This window comes from Nesterenkonia aurantiaca (assembly GCF_004364585.1).
In the GTDB taxonomy this organism is placed as follows: Bacteria; Actinomycetota; Actinomycetes; order Actinomycetales; family Micrococcaceae; genus Nesterenkonia; species Nesterenkonia aurantiaca.
Genome location: NZ_SOAN01000001.1, coordinates 456912 through 474142 on the forward strand (window position 1 = coordinate 456912; position 17231 = coordinate 474142).

General features: G+C 67.0%; 19 protein-coding genes and 1 tRNA gene. 7 read left to right on the forward strand and 13 right to left on the reverse strand.

Annotation, left to right across the window (positions count from 1 at the left end):
- Window positions 1-109: 109 nt before the first annotated feature.
- Complete coding sequence (locus EV640_RS02005) at window positions 110-430, reverse strand: P-II family nitrogen regulator (RefSeq protein WP_133725630.1); 321 nt, start codon at window positions 428-430, stop codon at window positions 110-112.
- Window positions 427-1929 carry a DUF1538 domain-containing protein gene (locus tag EV640_RS02010; RefSeq protein ID WP_243832193.1) on the reverse strand — a complete coding sequence of 501 codons (1503 nt, stop codon included), beginning with the start codon at window positions 1927-1929 and terminating at the stop codon, window positions 427-429. The genes EV640_RS02005 and EV640_RS02010 overlap by 4 nt, the downstream gene beginning before the upstream one ends.
- A 277-nt stretch (window positions 1930-2206) precedes the next feature.
- Here EV640_RS02010 and EV640_RS02015 point away from each other — a divergent pair, with 277 nt between their 5' ends.
- Both EV640_RS02015 and EV640_RS02020 read left to right on the forward strand, forming a co-directional pair.
- Window positions 2207-2995, forward strand: a complete 789-nt coding sequence (locus tag EV640_RS02015; RefSeq protein WP_036474569.1) for a PTS sugar transporter subunit IIAB — start codon at window positions 2207-2209, stop codon at window positions 2993-2995.
- Window positions 2996-3004: 9 nt separating this feature from the next.
- Window positions 3005-4540: a PTS ascorbate transporter subunit IIC gene (locus tag EV640_RS02020; RefSeq protein WP_036474570.1), complete on the forward strand. Its 1536-nt coding sequence runs from the start codon at window positions 3005-3007 to the stop codon at window positions 4538-4540.
- Window positions 4541-4894: 354 nt separating this feature from the next.
- Here EV640_RS02020 and EV640_RS02025 read toward each other — a convergent pair.
- Window positions 4895-4967, reverse strand: a tRNA-Ala gene (locus EV640_RS02025).
- Window positions 4968-5048: 81 nt separating this feature from the next.
- Here EV640_RS02025 and EV640_RS02030 point away from each other — a divergent pair.
- Together EV640_RS02030 and EV640_RS02035 are read left to right on the forward strand one after the other, a co-directional pair.
- Entirely contained in the window at window positions 5049-5924 is an 876-nt protein-coding gene (locus tag EV640_RS02030; protein WP_133725632.1) for a Cof-type HAD-IIB family hydrolase, read from the forward strand.
- Window positions 5917-6486, forward strand: coding sequence for a YdeI/OmpD-associated family protein (locus tag EV640_RS02035; protein ID WP_243832194.1), 570 nt, complete (start codon window positions 5917-5919; stop codon window positions 6484-6486). Before EV640_RS02030 ends, EV640_RS02035 begins: the two co-directional genes overlap by 8 nt.
- 54 nt (window positions 6487-6540) lie before the next feature.
- Here the strand turns inward: EV640_RS02035 and EV640_RS02040 are convergent, their stop codons facing one another.
- Both EV640_RS02040 and EV640_RS02045 read right to left on the reverse strand, forming a co-directional pair.
- Window positions 6541-7191 carry a TrmH family RNA methyltransferase gene (locus tag EV640_RS02040; protein ID WP_133725634.1) on the reverse strand — a complete coding sequence of 217 codons (651 nt, stop codon included), beginning with the start codon at window positions 7189-7191 and terminating at the stop codon, window positions 6541-6543.
- Window positions 7192-7255: 64 nt separating this feature from the next.
- Window positions 7256-7927 (reverse strand): O-methyltransferase, encoded by a 672-nt coding sequence (locus EV640_RS02045; protein WP_036474573.1) that lies wholly within the window; start codon window positions 7925-7927, stop codon window positions 7256-7258.
- 98 nt (window positions 7928-8025) lie between these two features.
- Here EV640_RS02045 and EV640_RS02050 point away from each other — a divergent pair, with 98 nt between their 5' ends.
- Entirely contained in the window at window positions 8026-8565 is a 540-nt protein-coding gene (locus tag EV640_RS02050; RefSeq protein WP_036474574.1) for a GNAT family N-acetyltransferase, read from the forward strand.
- Between the two features lie 114 nt (window positions 8566-8679).
- On the opposite strand, the gene EV640_RS02055 is transcribed toward EV640_RS02050, so the two are convergent.
- The 5 genes from EV640_RS02055 to EV640_RS02075 form a co-directional block, all read right to left on the reverse strand.
- The gene (locus EV640_RS02055; protein ID WP_133725635.1) at window positions 8680-9609 is read right to left on the reverse strand and encodes a PDDEXK family nuclease; all 930 of its coding nucleotides are present in this window, start codon (window positions 9607-9609) and stop codon (window positions 8680-8682) included.
- Window positions 9610-9705: 96 nt separating this feature from the next.
- The gene (locus EV640_RS02060) at window positions 9706-11025 is read right to left on the reverse strand and encodes an MFS transporter (RefSeq protein WP_208292154.1); all 1320 of its coding nucleotides are present in this window, start codon (window positions 11023-11025) and stop codon (window positions 9706-9708) included.
- A gap of 36 nt (window positions 11026-11061) precedes the next feature.
- A complete protein-coding gene (gene pyrE / locus EV640_RS02065; RefSeq protein WP_424991607.1) occupies window positions 11062-11673 on the reverse strand; it encodes an orotate phosphoribosyltransferase in 612 nt (203 codons plus the stop codon).
- Between the two features lie 5 nt (window positions 11674-11678).
- Window positions 11679-12515 (reverse strand): potassium channel family protein, encoded by an 837-nt coding sequence (locus EV640_RS02070; protein WP_133725638.1) that lies wholly within the window; start codon window positions 12513-12515, stop codon window positions 11679-11681.
- A gap of 172 nt (window positions 12516-12687) precedes the next feature.
- Complete coding sequence (locus tag EV640_RS02075) at window positions 12688-13395, reverse strand: potassium channel family protein (protein WP_133725639.1); 708 nt, start codon at window positions 13393-13395, stop codon at window positions 12688-12690.
- Between the two features lie 127 nt (window positions 13396-13522).
- Here EV640_RS02075 and nadE point away from each other — a divergent pair, with 127 nt between their 5' ends.
- Window positions 13523-14350, forward strand: a complete 828-nt coding sequence (nadE, locus tag EV640_RS02080; RefSeq protein WP_133725640.1) for an ammonia-dependent NAD(+) synthetase — start codon at window positions 13523-13525, stop codon at window positions 14348-14350.
- Window positions 14351-14427: 77 nt separating this feature from the next.
- The gene (locus EV640_RS02085; RefSeq protein WP_036474579.1) at window positions 14428-15231 is read left to right on the forward strand and encodes an exodeoxyribonuclease III; all 804 of its coding nucleotides are present in this window, start codon (window positions 14428-14430) and stop codon (window positions 15229-15231) included.
- Window positions 15232-15370: 139 nt separating this feature from the next.
- On the opposite strand, the gene EV640_RS02090 is transcribed toward EV640_RS02085, so the two are convergent.
- From EV640_RS02090 to EV640_RS02100, 3 genes are all read right to left on the reverse strand, one after another.
- Window positions 15371-16171: a DUF4282 domain-containing protein gene (locus tag EV640_RS02090; protein WP_133725641.1), complete on the reverse strand. Its 801-nt coding sequence runs from the start codon at window positions 16169-16171 to the stop codon at window positions 15371-15373.
- A gap of 153 nt (window positions 16172-16324) precedes the next feature.
- The gene (locus tag EV640_RS02095) at window positions 16325-16594 is read right to left on the reverse strand and encodes a hypothetical protein (protein ID WP_036474581.1); all 270 of its coding nucleotides are present in this window, start codon (window positions 16592-16594) and stop codon (window positions 16325-16327) included.
- Window positions 16539-17114, reverse strand: a complete 576-nt coding sequence (locus tag EV640_RS02100) for an RNA polymerase sigma factor (RefSeq protein WP_133725642.1) — start codon at window positions 17112-17114, stop codon at window positions 16539-16541. The genes EV640_RS02095 and EV640_RS02100 overlap by 56 nt, the downstream gene beginning before the upstream one ends.
- Between the last annotated feature and the right edge of the window lie 117 nt (window positions 17115-17231).

The window sequence follows — 17231 nt, forward strand, 5'->3', positions numbered from 1 at the left end:
GAACCTTGCCGCGCCCACCTCGGCCCGGTGTGGAAACCCTGAAGCGACCGAGCGCACCGGTCGGCAGGCCCGGAATCTGACATGGAACGGCTGCTTGGGTGCATCCGGCTCACGGCCCGTGGTCGGACACAGGCATCGAGACCTGGTCCACCGGGACCGAGAAGCAGATGCCGTGGGACTCGCCGCGCTTGAACAGGACCTCGTGCAGGGAGTCTGTGATGGGTTGGACCTTTTCCTCGGGCACGACCATCATGAGCACCGACTGCGCGCCCGTGAAGCGGACCCCGAAGAACGTCTTATGTGGATGAGCCCCCACACCGCGCGCCGAGAGCGCCGTGACCCCGGTGGCTCCAGCGTCCTCGACCAGCGAGATCGCCCTCTCCTCCTGATCGTCGGGGATCACGACAAAGACGACTCTGTGCGACATCATGTCTCCTTGGGGGACGTCGATGAGGGTTCTCGAGCTCGCGCCGTGGCGGCGAATCTCACGACGCAAGCATAGGCGAGGACCGCGATCACCGGACCGACCGAGGCGAACGCGATGAGCCCGAAACCGTCCATAAGCATGTCCCTGCCCGGAGTGGCAGTTGCCAGGCCGATTCCCAGGGCGGTGATCAGCGGGACGGTGATCTCGCTGGTGGTGACTCCACCGAGGTCGAAGGACAGCGGAACCAGGTCCTTGGGTGCCAGCAGAAGCAGGAACAGGGCGAGCAGGTACAGCCCGATGATGATCGCCACGAAGGATCCCCCGGTAAGGATCCGCAACACGCCGACTCCGATCCCCACCGCTACGCCGCAGGCCACCAGGATCCTGAGCATGTTCGCGTTCAGCCGCTTCTCCGAGATCTCCTGCGCCTCCTCGCTGATGGCCATCAGGGCAGGCTCTGCCATGGTTGTGGCGAATCCGATCAGGACACCGAAGGCGATGATGAGCAGGGTCTGGTCCGTCTCGATGAGCTGCGCCGCCATCTGGCTGCCCATCGGCAGGAGTCCGATCTCCAGCCCCACGATGAACTCATAGAGCCCGAGGATGACCATCGCGAAGCCGACCGTGACCCTGATGGGGTTGCCCAGGCGCCTGCGCCGCACCACGAACTGGAAGAACAGCACCACGGCGATCACCGGAAGCACGTCGCGAACCACGGTCATCAGTCCCACGAACAGCTCCAGCCACCAGAGCGCTTCGTCTGTTGAATCGGTGGCGGCCACTGACCCGGCATCACTAAACCGATACACCGCGATCCCGTAGAGCTGGACACTGATCATCGGGACCATGACGCACAGCGCCACCAGACCGAAGCCGTCCCCAAGGCGGCTCCGACCACGGATCGAGGCGGCCATGCCGATTCCGATGGCAGCGATGAGTGGGACCGTCACGATGTTCGTGGTCACCCCGCCCGAGTCATAGGCCAGGCTGGCGACCTCCTCCGGCGAGATCAGCGTGAGCGCGATGACCACGGAATAGCCGATGAGCAGGACCCGGTGCAGGGCCCAGCCCAGGAACACCCGCAGCGCACCGAGGACCATCACCACCCCCACGCTCAGCGCGATCACGAATCGAAGGGTCATGCTGTTGATCCGACCCTCGCTGACCAGCTCCGCCTGGTCCGCGACCGAGATCAGCGCCGGCTCAGCAATGACCGCCGCGAACCCGATGAAGAAGCAGAAGGGAAGAAGCTTCCAGAACGACGCCGTCTTCACCAGCTTGTTGGTGATCGACTTCCCGACCGGGAAGACGCTGCGCTCCAGGCCCTCGAGGAAGAGCGCGATCCCCGCCGCGACGATCACCAGCCCAAGAAGGATGGAGCCGGCGCCTTCAGGGACTTGACGAAAGACCGCCGCCTGGAAGAGCACGACGACGAGCAGGATCGGCAGAAGCGCCCTGAGCGCGTGGATGAATCGCCGTCGCAGTGCGTCCAGCAGCTTCACCTCTGATCCCTCCCGTGCAGCAGCTGCACCTCGACATCGAAGAGTGGGGCTGAATGGAGTCGAACCCTGATCTCGTCGACGTGAACGAGGCGCTCCACCAGCTGAGCTATCGCCCGTGACCTGCCGTTTGCCGTCAAAAACCGGACCTCTGCGGTGCACCGGCCCCGCGGCGTCGGCTCTTTGTAGAATAATGAGCATGTGACCTTCGTCACCGAGGATACGGCCTTCAAGCCCACACCCTGCGACCCACGAGCAGGTCTGAGTAGAACGGATCATCATGACCTCATCACTCCCTGAACTCATCCACCAGGACTCGATCGTGCTGGAGGCCGAGGCGCCCGACTGGCAGTCCGCGATCCGCCTCGCCGGTGGCCTCTTGGAGAAGTCAGGCATCGCCTCTGCCGAGTACACCCAGGCCATGATCGACAACGTCGTCGAGAACGGCCCCTATATCGTGATCGCCCCTGGCTTTGCTTTCGCGCATGCGCGCCCCTCGGAGGCCGTGCACCACACCGGCATGTCATGGGTCCGGCTGAAGGAACCGGTGGACTTCGGAAGCGGTGAGAACGACCCGGTCTCCTTGATCGTGGCCCTTGCCGCCGTAGATTCCAAAGACCACACGAATGCCCTCGCCGAGCTCAGTGGCGTCCTGGGCGATGACGACACCCGTGCCGCACTGGACGCCGCTCCTTCCCCCGCCGCCATCTCGGCCATCCTCAGCGGAGAAGGCGCACCCACCACGGTCGCAGACACCAAGAACCGGTCCTCGGGTGGGAATGAACAGCACCTGATCCTCACGGTCTGCGGCAACGGCCTCGGGACCTCGTTGTTCCTGAAAAACACCCTCGAAGGTGTTCTCGACACGTGGGGATGGGGGCGGCACCTGAACGTAGAAGCCACCGACACCATCTCCGCTCGCGGGAGGGCCTCGGAGGCGAAGGCCATTCTCACCTCCGGCGAGATCGCAAAGTCCCTGGGCGACGTCGGCATCCCGATCAAAGTCATCGAAAACTTCACAAGCAAGGACGAGCTCGACCGCGCGCTGCGTGAGCTCTACAACGTCTAAGGAGCAGACATGGACTGGCTCATCGCAATCCCAGAGTTCCTCGTCAACGAGATTCTCTCCGTTCCAGCGTTCCTGATCGGCATCATCGTCGCCGTCGGGCTGATCGCGCTCAAGAAATCCACCGGACAGATCATCGGTGGTGCCATGAAGGCGATACTTGGCTTCCTGCTGATCGGCGCAGGGGCCGGGCTTGTCGTGGCGTCCTTGGATCCGCTGGGGATCATGATCCAGGGAGCGACCGGCGCCCAGGGCGTCATCCCCACCAACGAAGCCATCGTCGGCATCGCTCAGGAGACCTACGGCGCGCAGGTGGCATGGCTGATGATCGCTGGATTCGCCATCAGCCTGGTCTTGGCGCGTTTCACTCCGCTGAGCTACGTCTTCCTCACCGGCCACCACATCCTGTTCATGGCGACGCTGCTGACCATCGTGCTGGCCACTGCAGGCTACTCGGGGCCACTCACAGTTGGGCTGGGTGGCGCGCTGCTGGGCATCCTGATGGTCTCGCTTCCTGCCTTTTCACAGCCCTTCACCCGCAAGATCACCGGCGATGACAGCATTGCCATGGGTCATTTCGGCACCGCCGGCTACGTCGCGGCAGGAACCGTGGGACGCCTGGTCGGTGGCAAGTCCAGCCGATCCACGGAAGACCTGAAACTGCCCGAAGGCCTGCGCTTCCTGCGAGACTCCATGGTCGCGACCGCGCTGTCCATGGTGATCATGTACGTGGTGGTCGCCATGATCTTCTTCGCCCGCGAGGGTGAAGCGGCGTATGAGGCATTCGACGGTGGGGCCGAGAACTTCGGCAACTTCATCATGCTCTCGGTGACCCAGGGACTGCAGTTCGGCATCGCAGTAGCAGTCATACTCTTCGGCGTCCGCACCATCCTCGGAGAGATCGTCCCCGCGTTCCAGGGCATCGCAGCCAAGATCGTTCCAGGCGCCATCCCCGCCCTGGACGCACCGATCGTCTTCCCCTACGCGCAGAACGCCGTGCTGATCGGGTTCCTCTCCAGCTTCACCGGAGGACTGGTGGGGCTCGCAGCGCTGACCCTCTGGCTCAACCCGGCGCTCGGACTGGCCCTCATCCTGCCGGGGCTGGTGCCGCACTTCTTCACCGGAGGCGCAGCCGGTGTCTACGGCAACGCCACCGGTGGTCGGCGCGGCGCAGTAGCAGGCGGTTTCGTCAACGGGCTCCTCATCACGTTCCTGCCGGCACTTCTGCTCCTGGTCCTTGGCGACTTTGGAAGCGCCAACACCACGTTCGGAGACACCGACTTCGGCTGGTTCGGCATCCTCGTCGGCTATGGAGCAGGAGTCGGTTCGATCGGTGGCGTAGTGGTCGTCGCGGCTCTGGGACTGCTGATCCTCGGTGCAGCGATCCTGGTCCAGCGTCGCGTCGTCGACCGGAACTGGGATGCCTCGCCGCATCGACCCGAGCAGGCCGAACGGTCTTCGACCGAGGCCCCCGTGGCCGACACCCAGGGTCAGTATCCGAAGATCCAACCGCCCCAGGGAGCCCCAGCCCCACCTGCGCGGGGCTGAGCCGACGCGCAGCTGGTTCGGCGCGGTCCAGATCATCTGCACCCGCAGACCTAGGCCAGGATCCGCTGCAACAACGCCGTGCACCCTCTGCCCGCAGGGTCTCCAGGGCATCGGCGCGGCGCCCGCTGAAGGCTGGCTGCGCCACGTCCCACTGCTCACCGTTCTCACCGACGCTCTCGGCGGAGCGCGCCCAGGAAGCCACAATCGCCGCCGAGGCCGTCACGTCGCACCCGGCTCTCGGCCGCCTCGGTCCTGGCTTCACTGCCAGTGGTCCTGGCCGGTCGGCTCGCGCAGAAGCAGCTGGTGCGCGGACTCTCCATGGGTGCGGTCAAGCAGCGGAGGAATCCGTCGCGGTGGAGCTAAGGGGAGTCGAACCCCTGACCTCGTCGATGCGAACGACGCGCTCTACCAGCTGAGCTATAGCCCCGTGAGGTGCCGCTCGCCCTGGAGAGCGGACTTCTCCGGCCAGCCGGACCCACGGCGTCGGCCCTTACAGGATAATGGAAAGGTGACTTCTTCTGCTGAGACTGCCTCCTTCAACCCCAACCCGCCCTTCGGACTGCTGCTGGATGTGGATGGGCCCATCGCCTCTCCGGTCAGCCGCACCGTCGCCATCGAGTCCATCGCCCGGGACCTCGCCGCCATGGCCAACCAGGGCATCCCGGTCATCTTCAACACCGGACGCTCGGACGACTTCATCGCCCAGCAGGTGATCCCGCCGATGCGCGCCGCCGGCCTGCTGCCTGACGCCCCGGTCTTCACGATCAGCGAGAAGGGCGCGGTCTGGGCCGAGGTCACCCCCGAGGGCCTCGGCGAAATCCACATCGACGAGGAGCTCACGCTTCCCACCGCACTCTTCGATGACGTCCGGGATCTGGTGGCCGAACGGTTCAGCGAGCACATGTTCTTCGACGAGACCAAGCGCTCCATGGTCTCCGTGGAGCAGTCCACCGAGGTCGAGAACAAGGACTACCTCGAGGCGCAGAAGGAATTCGACGCCGCGATCCCTGACCTTTTGAGCAAGCACCAGCTGGAGCATGTCCGGATCGACCCGACCATCATCTCCACCGATGTGGAGCACGAGGGCGTGGGCAAGGACATCGGCGCGCAGCGCTCGCTGACCCTGCTCGAGGCCCGCGGGATCACCGCCAGGACCTGGTTCACCATGGGAGACTCCCGCACCGACTACGCCATGGCCACCTGGTTGCACGAGCGCGGGCTGCCGGTCAGCCACGTGGACGTCCGCCCCGAGGACGGCATCCCGGAGACCAAGTACGAGGTGCTCACCTCATCCACCGGCGCGATCCATGACGAGGCCGGGGCCGAGTTCCTCAGCCGCTGGGCCGCAGCCCCGGAGAGCACCAGGGCCGGCCGCGGTGACTGAGACGCCGGAGCTGACTCTGCCCGACGTCGTTGCCTGGCGCGCTTGGCTGGATCAGCATGAGGACAGCTCCGAGGGGGTCTGGCTGGTGATGGCCAAGAAGGGTGTCACCTCACCGACCTCGCTGGGCTACGCCGAGGCACTGCAGGAGGCGCTGTGCAGCGGGTGGATCGACGGGCAGCGCCGGGCGCGCGACGAGGCCACGTTCCTGCAGCGGTTCACCCCGCGGCGGAAGGCCTCGATCTGGTCGCAGCGAAACGTCGGCTACGTGGAGGCGCTGATCGCTTCGGGTCGGATGCGGGAGCGTGGCTTCGCGGAGATCGAGCGGGCCCAGGCCGATGGCCGTTGGGATCGGGCCTACTCCGGTCAGGCCGGAGCCGAGGTGCCAGGGGATCTCGCGGCAGCCCTGGAGGTCTCCCCCGCCGCGAAGGCGACCTTCGAGGCGCTGAGCAGTCAGGGCAGGTATCACGTGCTGCACCAGCTGATGATCGCTGCGAATCCGGCGACGCGGGCGCGGCGGATCGAGAAGTTCATGGAGCAGCTGAGCCGCGGGGAGACGCCTTAGGTCTGCGACTCTGCGCCCACTCAGCGGCCTGGGCCGACCAGCGGTAGGTGCCGCTCAGCCGGCGAACCGGTGCTGCCGGATCCACGCGTGCATCGCGATCCCCGCTGCGGTGCCGGCGTTGATGGACCGGGTGGAGCCGAACTGCGCGATGGACAGCGTGTCCTGGGCGGCCTCGCGCACCTCTTCGCTGAGTCCGGGACCCTCCTGACCGAAGACCAGCACGCAGCGCTGAGGCAGCGCATAGGTCTCGATCGGCATGGAGTCCGGAAACAGGTCGACGCCGAGCACCGGCAGACCCTCGGACTCGGCCCAGGCCACGAAGTCATCCACCGTCGGGTGGTGGCGGACATGCTGATAGCGGTCGGTGACCATGGCGCCGCGGCGGTTCCAGCGTCGGCGCCCGATGATGTGGACCTCTTTGGCCAGGAACGCGTTGGCGGTGCGCACCACGGTGCCGATGTTGAAGTCGTGCTGCCAGTTCTCGATGGCCACGTGGAAGTCATGCCGGCGCGAATCGAGGTCCGCGACGATCGCGTCATGAGACCAATAGCGGTACTCGTCGACGACGTTGCGGCGGTCACCCTCGCGCAGCAGCTCCGGGTCGTAGTGCTCGCCTTCCGGCCAGGGTCCTTCCCACGGGCCCACGCCGATCTCGCGTTCGGTGGGCGCCCGTCCCGCGCCCTCGGCATGCCCCTGTTCATCCATGGATTCGAGGCTATCCCACCGGCTGGACCCTGAAATTCGGTGATCCCTGGCCAGAACTTCGGAGTCAGTTCACCCGCGCCAGCAGGAATCCGTCCCAGCCCTTGAGCCCCACGGTCTGCAGCGCGGTGGCGCTGAGCCGCTCATCGGCCTGGATCAGCTCCATCAGTGCCCGAATGCCTTGGATGTCCGGGTCGGTGCTGTCCTGCTCGAGCACCGCGCCGGAGCGCACCACGTTGTCGATGACGATCACGGTTCCCGGATGTGACAGCTCCAGGGAGGCCTCGAGGTAGTGCGGGGTCTTGACCTTGTCCGCGTCGATGAACACCAGGTCGAAGGGTTCCGCCTGCTCCTGGATCAGCGCCTCCGCCGATTCAAGTGCCGGGCCGACCCGGACCTGGACCCGCTCGGCGACCCCGGCGGCGTGGAAGTTCCGCCGGGCCACCTGCGCCGCCGCCGGGTCGATGTCCAGAGTGACCACGGCGCCGTCGTCGTCCATGGCTCGTGCCATCCAGATGCTGGAATACCCGGCAAGGGTGCCGAACTCCAGGACCCTCCTGGCACCGGTGATCTGCACCAGCAGACCGAGGAAGGCTCCCATGCTCTGGGTGACGTCGATCCCCGGGGTCGCGGTCTCTGCGGAGCTGCGCCGGGTGTCCGCGAGCGCCTGGTCCTCGTGCACCAGGTGGTCGATCAGGTAGGTGTCGACGGCGGCGAAATCTTCCTGTGCTGTGCCCATGGGAGCACCCTAGGTCCTCGGAGGCGGCGCGGACCAGGGCGGCGTGTCCGCGGTAGAGCGGATGCGGGTGGGGCGGATGCGGGGATTATGCTCCAGCTATGCCTGACGCTGCCGTCCCCGCTTCCCCCGCCCGCTCCGTGCGCATCCGCGACGCCGAGCTGCCCGATCTTGACGCGGTGGTCGAGATCCAGGCGCACTATGCGCACCACACGGTGACCACGTTCAGCGAGGAGCCGATGAGCGTGGCGGAATGGGCGCAGAGTCTGCAGGAGAAGCGGTCGGCGGCGCATCCGTTCCTGCTCGCGGAGCAGGATGGGCTCATTCTGGGATTCGCCTATGCCGGACACTGGCGGCGGAAGTCCGCCTACCGGCACACCGTGGAGGACACGATCTATCTGCGTCCCGGCGCAGAGGGACGCGGCGTCGGGCGTGCGCTGTTGACCGAGCTGCTCGCCCAGTGCGAGGCCGCCGGGCACCGCCAAGTGATCGCGGTGCTCACCGACGACGCCTCCACTGCCGCGTCCTACGCGCTTCACGTGAAGCTCGGGTTCACCGAGGCGGGGCGGCTGGCGGATGTGGGGATCAAACGCGGGCAGACGCTGAGCACGGTGCTGATGCAGCGATCGCTGGGGAGCTGACCTCGGGCCGACGCCGCCGCGCATCGAGTGTGCAATCTGTGCAGGTCTTCTCGCCGTTCGGGTCCGAAACGGCAGTCGAACTGCACAATGGATGCGGGTGGGGAGGGGGTACGGTCACTCGAGACCGAGTGCCGCGCGAACCTGGGCCACGGCACGTTGAAATCCCTCCCGGGAGTCCTCTGAGTTGAAGCGCAGCACCCGCCACCCCTCCGCGAGGAAGATGTTGTCACGTCGCTGGTCGGCGCGCTGCTGCTGCGGGGTGAAGTGGGTGTCGCCCTCATATTGGATCGCGATCTTCGGGGCCGGGTAGCCCAGATCCGCACGCGGGGACCAGCGGTATCCCGGCTGCGCGGGGACCTGGAGCTCTGGCTCGGGCAGCCCCGCCCGGATCAGGGCGAGCCGGAGCAGCGTCTCTTGAATGGAATCGGCGCCCACCCGGACCCAGGTCAGGGCGACGAGGCAGCGTCGTCGTCCCGGAACGCCGCGGGAGCGGTCAAGGAGGGCCGCGAGCTCCTCGAGGGCTGCGTGCGGTTCCCTCCGGCCCTCGAAGCGTTGATAGGGAGGACGCACCAGCTGGTCCCCCAGGATGATCAGCTCGCGCTCGTTGCAGAGTGGGGCCACGTCGAGCCAGGTCCTCCCGGGAGTGCTGAGCCGGAGGCTCCCGCGCGTCGTCACGTCCTGCGGACGAAGCGCGACGCGGTGCCCACAGACCCCTTGCCGGCGGGTCCACAGGCCGGGCTCCGGCGCATGGGAAAGGTACAGTCGGTGATCCGTCAGAAGCCGGTCCGGGAGCCATAGGCCGTGGATCTGGGCCGCACTCGAGTGGGAGAGCCATGCGTCGGGGCGCTCCCGAAGGAGTGCCGCAGCTTTGAGCTGAAGCGTCTCCCGTGGAGTGCGTTGAGCTATGAGCACCTGGACCGCGTAGACACCCGCCCCCAGTGCGACGATGTCTTTGCGTCGGAGGCGCTCCCGGGGCACTCCCCCGCGAAGAGCCTCGGCAGCGGTGAATGCCCGTCCGGTGAGCTCCTTCGGCAGAGTGTGCACCGGGCCAGTGTGCCCAAGGTCCCCGAATGAACCTGTGGTTATCCACACGCCATCATCTAGTGGGTGATTTGAGGGACTTCTTCCGCAATTTCGGCCCTATTCTTCCCTCATATCGCCCACTGGATGACACGCAGGGATGCTGGCCACGATCGACCCCAGTCCAAGCACTGCCAGTCCCGCCAGGACGCCGAACATCGCCTCATAGCTGCCCAGCCATTCGGCCAGGATGGCACCCAAGAACGGAGCGACCGCCACCGCGAGCATCATGGGGCCGTTGAGCACCCCCGAGAGCCGGCCGTACTCACGGGTCCCCCACCGGTCGGTGACCGCGGTGGCCTGCAGCAGCGTGACGATCCCTCGGGCGACGCCGGCCGCCATAGAGATCACGACCAGCAGCACCGCTGCGGTGATGTTCCAGGCCAGCGCCGCCGTGGTCAGAGCCAGCAGCGCGTAGATCAACGCGCTGCGCTGCCGCACGGTGGTGCCGCGATCCAGCCGTGCGGAGAAGACGCGGCCGATGACCTGACCCAGCCCGCCCAGGCCGAGCACCCAGGCCGCCACCATCGGGGACACCCCGCGCTCGACAAGCATCGGCACCAGGTTGATCAGCCCGGCGTACATCGTCACCGCGCCCAGCGACATCCCGACCACCAGAAGGATGTAGGCCCGGCTGTGCATGATCGCGGCGGCATAGTCCCGCCTGGGTGGTTGGATCGGAGGCTCCGGGGAGGCCGGGTCGACGGCGGCGCCGGTCGCCTCGGTGCCGCTCGCCTCGGCGCCGGTGGCCTCGGTGTCGGGGAGGAGGTCGGCCGTCTCACCCGCATGCTGCGCGGGCCATGGCCTGCGCAGCACCAGCGCGTGCACCGGGACCACCAGCACACCGAGCACCAGCGCCAACACCAGATAGGTCTCGCGCCAGCTCAGCTGCGTGGCCAGCGCCTCGGTGGCCGGCGCGAAGACCGTGCTCGCCAGGCCCCCGGCCAAGGTCACCATGGTCAGAGCGAAGATCCGCCGCGACCCGTACCACCGGGTCAGCGCCGCGAAGGCCGGCGGGTACAGCGTCCCTGACATCGCCACACCGATGACCAGCCAGCTCACCAGGAACACCCAGTACGACGGTGTGAAGGAAACGCCCAGCAGACCCAGGACTGCGAGCGCCGCCCCGAGGGTCATGATCTGCCGGGGTCCGCGTCGGTCCAACACCCGTCCCAACGGCACCCCGAGCAGTCCTGAGACCACCAGCGCCGCAGAGAACGCAGCAGTCAACGCGGTGGCCGACCAGCCGGTGTCCGCGGCGATGCGCGGAAGCAACACCGGGAACGCATAGAAGAGCACACCCCAGGAGATGATCTGGGTGAGGCAGAGACCGACCAGGACTGTCCGCTTGGAGGGGTGAGCCTGCTCGGTCTCGCTCACCACGAATCAACCCGCCTCAGCCTGGATCAGCCCGCGTCAGTCCAGCCCGAGGTCGTTCTTGGAGTAGGCGAAGAGATAGGGCACCCCGGCCGTAGCCTCGATGTGTTCCTTGGCACCGGTGTCGCGGTCCACGATCACGGCCACCGCCTGCACGATCCCGCCGGCAGCCCGCACGGCCTCTACAGCTGTCAGCGCGGAGCCGCCCGTGGTCGAGGTGTCCTCCAGGACGACCACCTTCCGGCCCTCCACACTGGGACCCTCGACCTGGCGGTTCATGCCGTGGGACTTCTGTGCCTTGCGCACCACGAAGGAATCCGTGGCGGCTCCGTCCCGCGCCGCAGCATGCAGCACGGCGGTCCCGACCGGGTCCGCCCCCATGGTCAGCCCGCCGGCGGCGACGTAGTCGATGCCGGCCTCGGCCAGGAGCTGCCGGATGACCCGGCCGACGAGCGGGGCAGCCTCATGCTGCAAGGTGATCCGGCGCAGGTCGATGTAGTAGTCGGCCTCCTTGCCCGAGGACAGCGTGACCTTCCCGCGCACCACGGCGAGCTCACTGATCAGCTCCTGCAGCCGCTGGCGATCAGCGGCATGCTCAGCGGCGGGGGCGGTGGGCTGGGGGGTTCCGGCGGTCTCAGTCATGACTCCCATCCTAGCTATCGACCCGGCCGCGAATCGGTCCCCGAATCCAGGTCGACGCCCGAATCCGGCCCGGTCTCCGAATCCGGGTCGGCGTCCTCAGGATGAGATCCCGCCCCGCCGCCTCGTCCACTCGCCGGGGGCGCCGGGGGCGCCACGACCTGGTGCTGCGCCTGAACGATCCGCTCCACGAACCACGAGGCGATCGTCGCGGTGACGGAGCCGAGCAGCGCGATGCCAGCGATCATCAGTCCGATCGCGAGCAGACGACCCAGCCCGGTGACCGGATAGTAGTCGCCGTAGCCCACCGAACTGATGGTGACACAGGTCCACCAGATCGCGTCCCCGAAGCTGGTGATGTTCGCCCCATCGGCGTTCTGCTCCGCATCCAGGACCGCCAACGAGGCCACCAGCACCAGCATCACCGAGACGCCAGCCACGTAGATCGACACCTGCTCGCGCAGCGCAGAGCCCACCGTGCGGTGCAGCACTGCGACCACCTTGACCAGACGAAGCAGCAGGAGCGGTCGCAGGAACGGCAGCACCGCCATCGCCAGCTCGTGCAGGTGGGTCAGGAACCAGCGCCCTCGATTCCGCACCAGCATCAGACTGATCAGGTAGTGCAGAGCGAAGATCGCCCAGACCCCGAACAGGAAGATCCGCGGCCAGGAGACCTCGGCGGCCCGGGTGTTGGCCAGCACGAGATACGCGTACACCGCCAGGAAGACCAGCGCCACGATCGTCAGCGGGAGCTCTGAGGCCTTCTCCCAGCGGCGATAGCGGTCCCCGAAGTCGACCTCGGAACGGGTCCGGGTTCCGCGGGACCCCGGTGCGGATGCCTCGTCTGGTGCCATCAGAGCGTCCCCCTCGGTCCGGCGGGGTGGTGTCGCCCCAGCGTACCCAGCGGCTCATTCCGAGGGCCATGCCTGGCACACCAGAAGCTGCACCTCCAGGGTTGCGGGCCAATGGTCTTGGCCTCTAGGGGTGTGGGCCCGGGGGCCGAGGCGAGCCCCACCGGGACTCCGCTCAGCCGGTCGCGGGCTGCGCCGCCTGATCCGGCTGGGCACGGCCCGCATCCGCCTCCGCCTGCGTCTCCTGCTGGGTCTGGGCGACCTTCTCCACGAACCACGAGGCCAGCGTCGCCGTGACGGAGCCGATCAGGGCGATGCCGGCGATCATCAGCCCGACCGCGATCATGCGTCCCAGGTCCGTGACCGGGTAGTAGTCCCCGTAGCCCACGGTGGTGATCGTGACGAAGGCCCACCACATGGCGTCGCCGAAGCTGGTGATGTTCGCGCCCTGAGCGTTCTGTTCGGCATCGAGGACACCGAGAGCTGCGATGAGGACCAGGATCGCGGAGGTGCCGGCCACATATACCGTGACCTGTCCGCGCAGCGCAGTGCCGGCGGTCTTGTGCAGCACCGAGAGCAGCTTCACCAGCCGCAGCAGCTGCAGCGGTCGCAGAAACGGCAGCAGCGCCATCGCCAGTTCGTGCAGGTGGGTGAAGAACCAGCGCACCCGATCTCGCACCAGCACCAGACTGATCACGTAGTGCAGGGCGAAGATCACCCAGACTCCGGTCATGAAGGCCCGCGGCCAGTCGACCCCGGAGAGACGCAGATTGCCGATCACCACATAGGCGTAGACGCCGAGGAAGAGCAGCGCGATGATTTCCATCGGCCACTCGGTGGCGCGGTCCCACCGCGCATAGCGGGCACGTGGATCGTCTCGCACGGGCCATTCCCCTCAGACAGGCGGTGCTCGTGTTCGGTCAGCCTATCCAGGGGCGCCGCAGTCAGATCAGTTGGACACATAGCGCTCAGTCATCTGAGCGAAATCTGCCCCTGAGTAGAATCAGGGCATGCGTGATCTTCAGACAGACATCGTGGAAGAGATGGGCGTCAAGCCCGAGATCGACCCTGCGGCGGAGGTCGATCGGCGGGTCGATTTCCTGGTGGAGTACGCCAAGACCGCCCGGGCCAAGGGCTTCGTGCTGGGCATCTCCGGCGGCGTGGACTCCTCGCTGGCAGGCAGGCTCTGCCAGCTCGCGGTGGAGAGGCTGCGCGAGCAGGGCCACGAGGCCCAGTTCCACGCGGTGCGGCTGCCCCACGGCGTCCAGCACGACGCCGACGATGCCGACGCCGCCCTGGAGTTCATCGCCCCCGATCAGACACATACCTTTAATATCGAGAAGGCCGTGACCGGGGTCAACGCCGCCTTCGACGAGGCTCTGGGCCGGCCGATGCGCGATTACCACCGCGGCAATGTCAAGGCCCGGCTGCGGATGACCGTGCAGTACGCCATCGGTGGGGAGAACGACGCGCTGGTGATCGGGACCGACCACGGGTCCGAATCCATCACCGGTTTCTTCACCAAGTACGGCGACGGCGGCGCCGATGTGCTGCCGCTGTTCACGTTGAACAAGCGCCAGGTCCGGCAGCTGCTGCGCCACCTCGGCGCCTCCGAGACGCTCTGGTCCAAGGCCCCGACCGCGGATCTCCTCGATGACAAGCCCGGCCAGCTCGATGAGACCGAGCTCGGGATCAGCTACGACCACATCGATGACTACCTCGAGGGCCGCGAGATCCCGGACAGCGACGCAGCTGTCCTGGAAGAGCACTACCTGCGCACCCGACACAAGCGAACCGTCCCGGTGACCATCCAGGACGACTGGTGGCGCCACGGCTGAGCATCAGCCTCGGTGGTGACCGCCGCCGGTGACGCTGCGCCGCGCCGTCGTCGGAGGCCGCTGGTAGTTTTGGACCCATGCGGATTGCGACATGGAATGTGAACTCGATGCGGGCCCGGGCCGACCGGGTCGAGGCCTGGCTGGATCGATCGGACGTGGACGTCCTGGCGATCCAGGAGACCAAGTGCAAGGACGAGAACTTCCCCTGGGAGCTCTTCGAGGCCAACGGCTACGACGTCGCGCACTTCGGGCTGAGCCAGTGGAACGGGGTGGCCATCGCCTCCCGAGTCGGCATGAAGGACGTGGAACGGACCTTTGAAGACCAGCCGGTGTTCGGCAAGGGTGGCAAGGACCCCATCCAGGAGGCCCGCGCCATCGCCGCGACCTGCGGCGGAGTGCGCATCTGGAGCCTCTACGTCCCCAACGGGCGCTCCCTCGAGGACGAGCACATGAGCTATAAGCTCGCCTGGCTGCGGCAGCTCAATGAGCACGCGCAGTCCTGGCTGAACGAGGACCCCAAGGCTCAGATCGCGCTGATGGGCGACTTCAACATCGCCCCGCAGGACGAGGACGTCTGGGACATCGACTTCTTCCGCGAGCAGGGCCTGACCCACGTCTCAGCGCCCGAGCGCGAGGCGTTCCAGGGCTTCCTGGACAGCGGCTACACCGAGGTCGTCCGGCCCCACACCCCCGGCCCCGGGGTCTACACCTACTGGGACTACACCAAGCTGCGCTTCCCGAAGAAGGAAGGCATGCGGATCGACTTCGTGCTGGGCTCGCCCGCACTGACCGAACGCGTGAGCTCCGCGTCGATCGACCGTGAGGAGCGCAAGGGCAAGGGCGCCTCCGACCACGCCCCCGTGCTGGTGGATCTGGGCTGACTCAGCAGATCCAGAACAACCACTGAACGACGACGGCGCCTGGTCCTCCACGTGGAGGATCAGGCGCCGTCGTCGTTGTGCCCGGAGGAGGCGCGGAGGCTCAGCGGCCGTTCTTCAGCTCAGACCGCAGCGCTTCGATCTAGGTCCGGGTCCCGGCGGTGTTCTGCGAGGTGCGGACCAGCGCGATCATGAACTCCAGCGAGATCCGGATCAGGATCAGATAGATCACCGCAGGGATCCAGCCCAGCAGCAGCACGAGCAAGCCCGCGGCGGCGCTGTCGGTGAAGGCGGTGATGACGACCAGCAGGTACCCCAGTGCGATGAACGCGATCAGGATCGCGTAGATGAACTTGGCGAACTTCACGGTCACGAAGCTCTGGAACGAGAAGTCGAAGAGCGCCGCAAAGAAGTTCTTGCCCTCCGGCGACCGGTGCTTGGTCGGGGCTCCCTGAGGCTGCGGGTATGGCTGCTGGTACGGCTGACCGGAGTACTGGCCGGGGTACTGCTGAGCGGCCGGGCCGGGCTGACCCTGCCCGGGTCGACCGGGGCCCTGGCCTGGCTGGTTCGGCTGGCCTGGCTGGTTCGGCTGGCCTGGTTGGTTCGGACCGGGGTAGCCGCCCTGCTGCTGTGCATACCCATAGCCCGAGGGATCGTAGCCGGAGGGGCCGGCGCCTGGCGCCTGCTGCGGCGGCGCTGGTTGACCATAGCGGCCCGCGTCGGGCTGGCCGGGGCCCGTTCCAGGCTGGTTCGGCTGGTTCGGCTGGTTTGGCGACTGGCCGGGGGGACGCCCGGGGACGCGGGGCTCGTTCGGCGTGGCGCCCAGTGGCCTGGTGGGCTGGTGACCCTGTGAGTCGGCGTCTTCAGGGGTCTCTCCCGGGCGCTGGCCCGGGTTCTGGTCCTCGCCCTCAGAAGGTTCGTTCTGGCCTGGGTGCTGAGTCATGGCGCCTCCTATGCTGTGCGGTCGCTCCGCCTCGTTCTCAACCTATACGAGGCGATCTTGAACAGTCGAGCATTCCGACCGCAGGTCAGGCGCAGGCACGGATCTCCAGGCCTCACCCTCGCCGTTGATCCGGATAGGGGCGGTCCAGTGAGGTCAGGATGCCGAGCGCCTATCCTCATCCTCGGAGTCAGGGGCAGCCTCGGAGGTGGCGGCCCGGATGCGCTCTGCAAGAGACGCAGGCGGCGGCTCCTCGCGCCAGGTGATGTCCGCCGCGTCCAGGCGTGCGGCAGCCGAGCGAAGCTCTGCGAGCTCCACGTCGATCGACGGGTCTGCGGCTCGGGCCTGGTCAAGCTCGAGCCGCTCGTGGTCACTGAGGTCGCCCGTCAGCGCCCCGGCGATGAGCTCCGCGCGCCGCGAAGGCATTTCCGTCATCGTGAGCATCACCTCCCATTGCAGTCCGAAGGGACCTCATCCCGTAGTACATTCGCGTCCGCAAGGTCGCGACCGGAATCCCGGTCCGCTCCGAAAGCTCTTGATACCCTACGCCGTCCAGCTGAACTGCGGCAATCACCTCTCGGTGCTCGTAGGTGAGGGTCGCCAGGGACTCGTAGAGGACCAGGCGCTCCACGATGAGCAGGTCCTCTGTCACCGGCTCGCTCGCCCACGCGATCTTCTCCGGATCCGAGGGTGCCGGGCGCCGGGCGCGGGCGCGCAGCGCATCGATGACCAGATTCCGGGTGATGGCGAACAGCCAGGTGCGCACGGATCCACGTGATGTGCTGTACCGATCTCTGCTCCGCCAGGCCCGGATGAAGGCTTCCTGGACGCAGTCCTCGGCCTCGGCGCGGTCCCCGAGGGCGTTGAGCGCGAACGAATAGAGCGCAGCACCATGCTCGGCGAACGCTCCCTGCACCTCGAAGGGCGAGTCATCATCGACGCGCATGGGGGACACCTCTGCCCGACCCGGTGGGGCGTGAGCAAGGTTTCTCCTCCGCCGTGGACCTCACCGAGTACTCCGTCGCAGGCCGGCGCCAGACGACGGGCCGACGCTGATCGGAAC

Coding starts and splice junctions, on each gene's coding strand:
- EV640_RS02005 (WP_133725630.1), bottom strand. CDS start 430: ATGATGTCGCACAGAGTCGTCTTTGTCGTGATCCCCGACGATCAGGAG.
- EV640_RS02015 (WP_036474569.1), top strand. CDS start 2,207: ATGACCTCATCACTCCCTGAACTCATCCACCAGGACTCGATCGTGCTG.
- EV640_RS02020 (WP_036474570.1), top strand. CDS start 3,005: ATGGACTGGCTCATCGCAATCCCAGAGTTCCTCGTCAACGAGATTCTC.
- EV640_RS02040 (WP_133725634.1), bottom strand. CDS start 7,191: ATGGATGAACAGGGGCATGCCGAGGGCGCGGGACGGGCGCCCACCGAA.
- EV640_RS02045 (WP_036474573.1), bottom strand. CDS start 7,927: ATGGGCACAGCACAGGAAGATTTCGCCGCCGTCGACACCTACCTGATC.
- EV640_RS02050 (WP_036474574.1), top strand. CDS start 8,026: ATGCCTGACGCTGCCGTCCCCGCTTCCCCCGCCCGCTCCGTGCGCATC.
- pyrE (WP_424991607.1), bottom strand. CDS start 11,673: ATGGGAGTCATGACTGAGACCGCCGGAACCCCCCAGCCCACCGCCCCC.
- EV640_RS02070 (WP_133725638.1), bottom strand. CDS start 12,515: ATGGCACCAGACGAGGCATCCGCACCGGGGTCCCGCGGAACCCGGACC.
- nadE (WP_133725640.1), top strand. CDS start 13,523: ATGCGTGATCTTCAGACAGACATCGTGGAAGAGATGGGCGTCAAGCCC.
- EV640_RS02085 (WP_036474579.1), top strand. CDS start 14,428: ATGCGGATTGCGACATGGAATGTGAACTCGATGCGGGCCCGGGCCGAC.
- EV640_RS02090 (WP_133725641.1), bottom strand. CDS start 16,171: ATGACTCAGCACCCAGGCCAGAACGAACCTTCTGAGGGCGAGGACCAG.
- EV640_RS02095 (WP_036474581.1), bottom strand. CDS start 16,594: ATGCCTTCGCGGCGCGCGGAGCTCATCGCCGGGGCGCTGACGGGCGAC.
- EV640_RS02100 (WP_133725642.1), bottom strand. CDS start 17,114: ATGCGCGTCGATGATGACTCGCCCTTCGAGGTGCAGGGAGCGTTCGCC.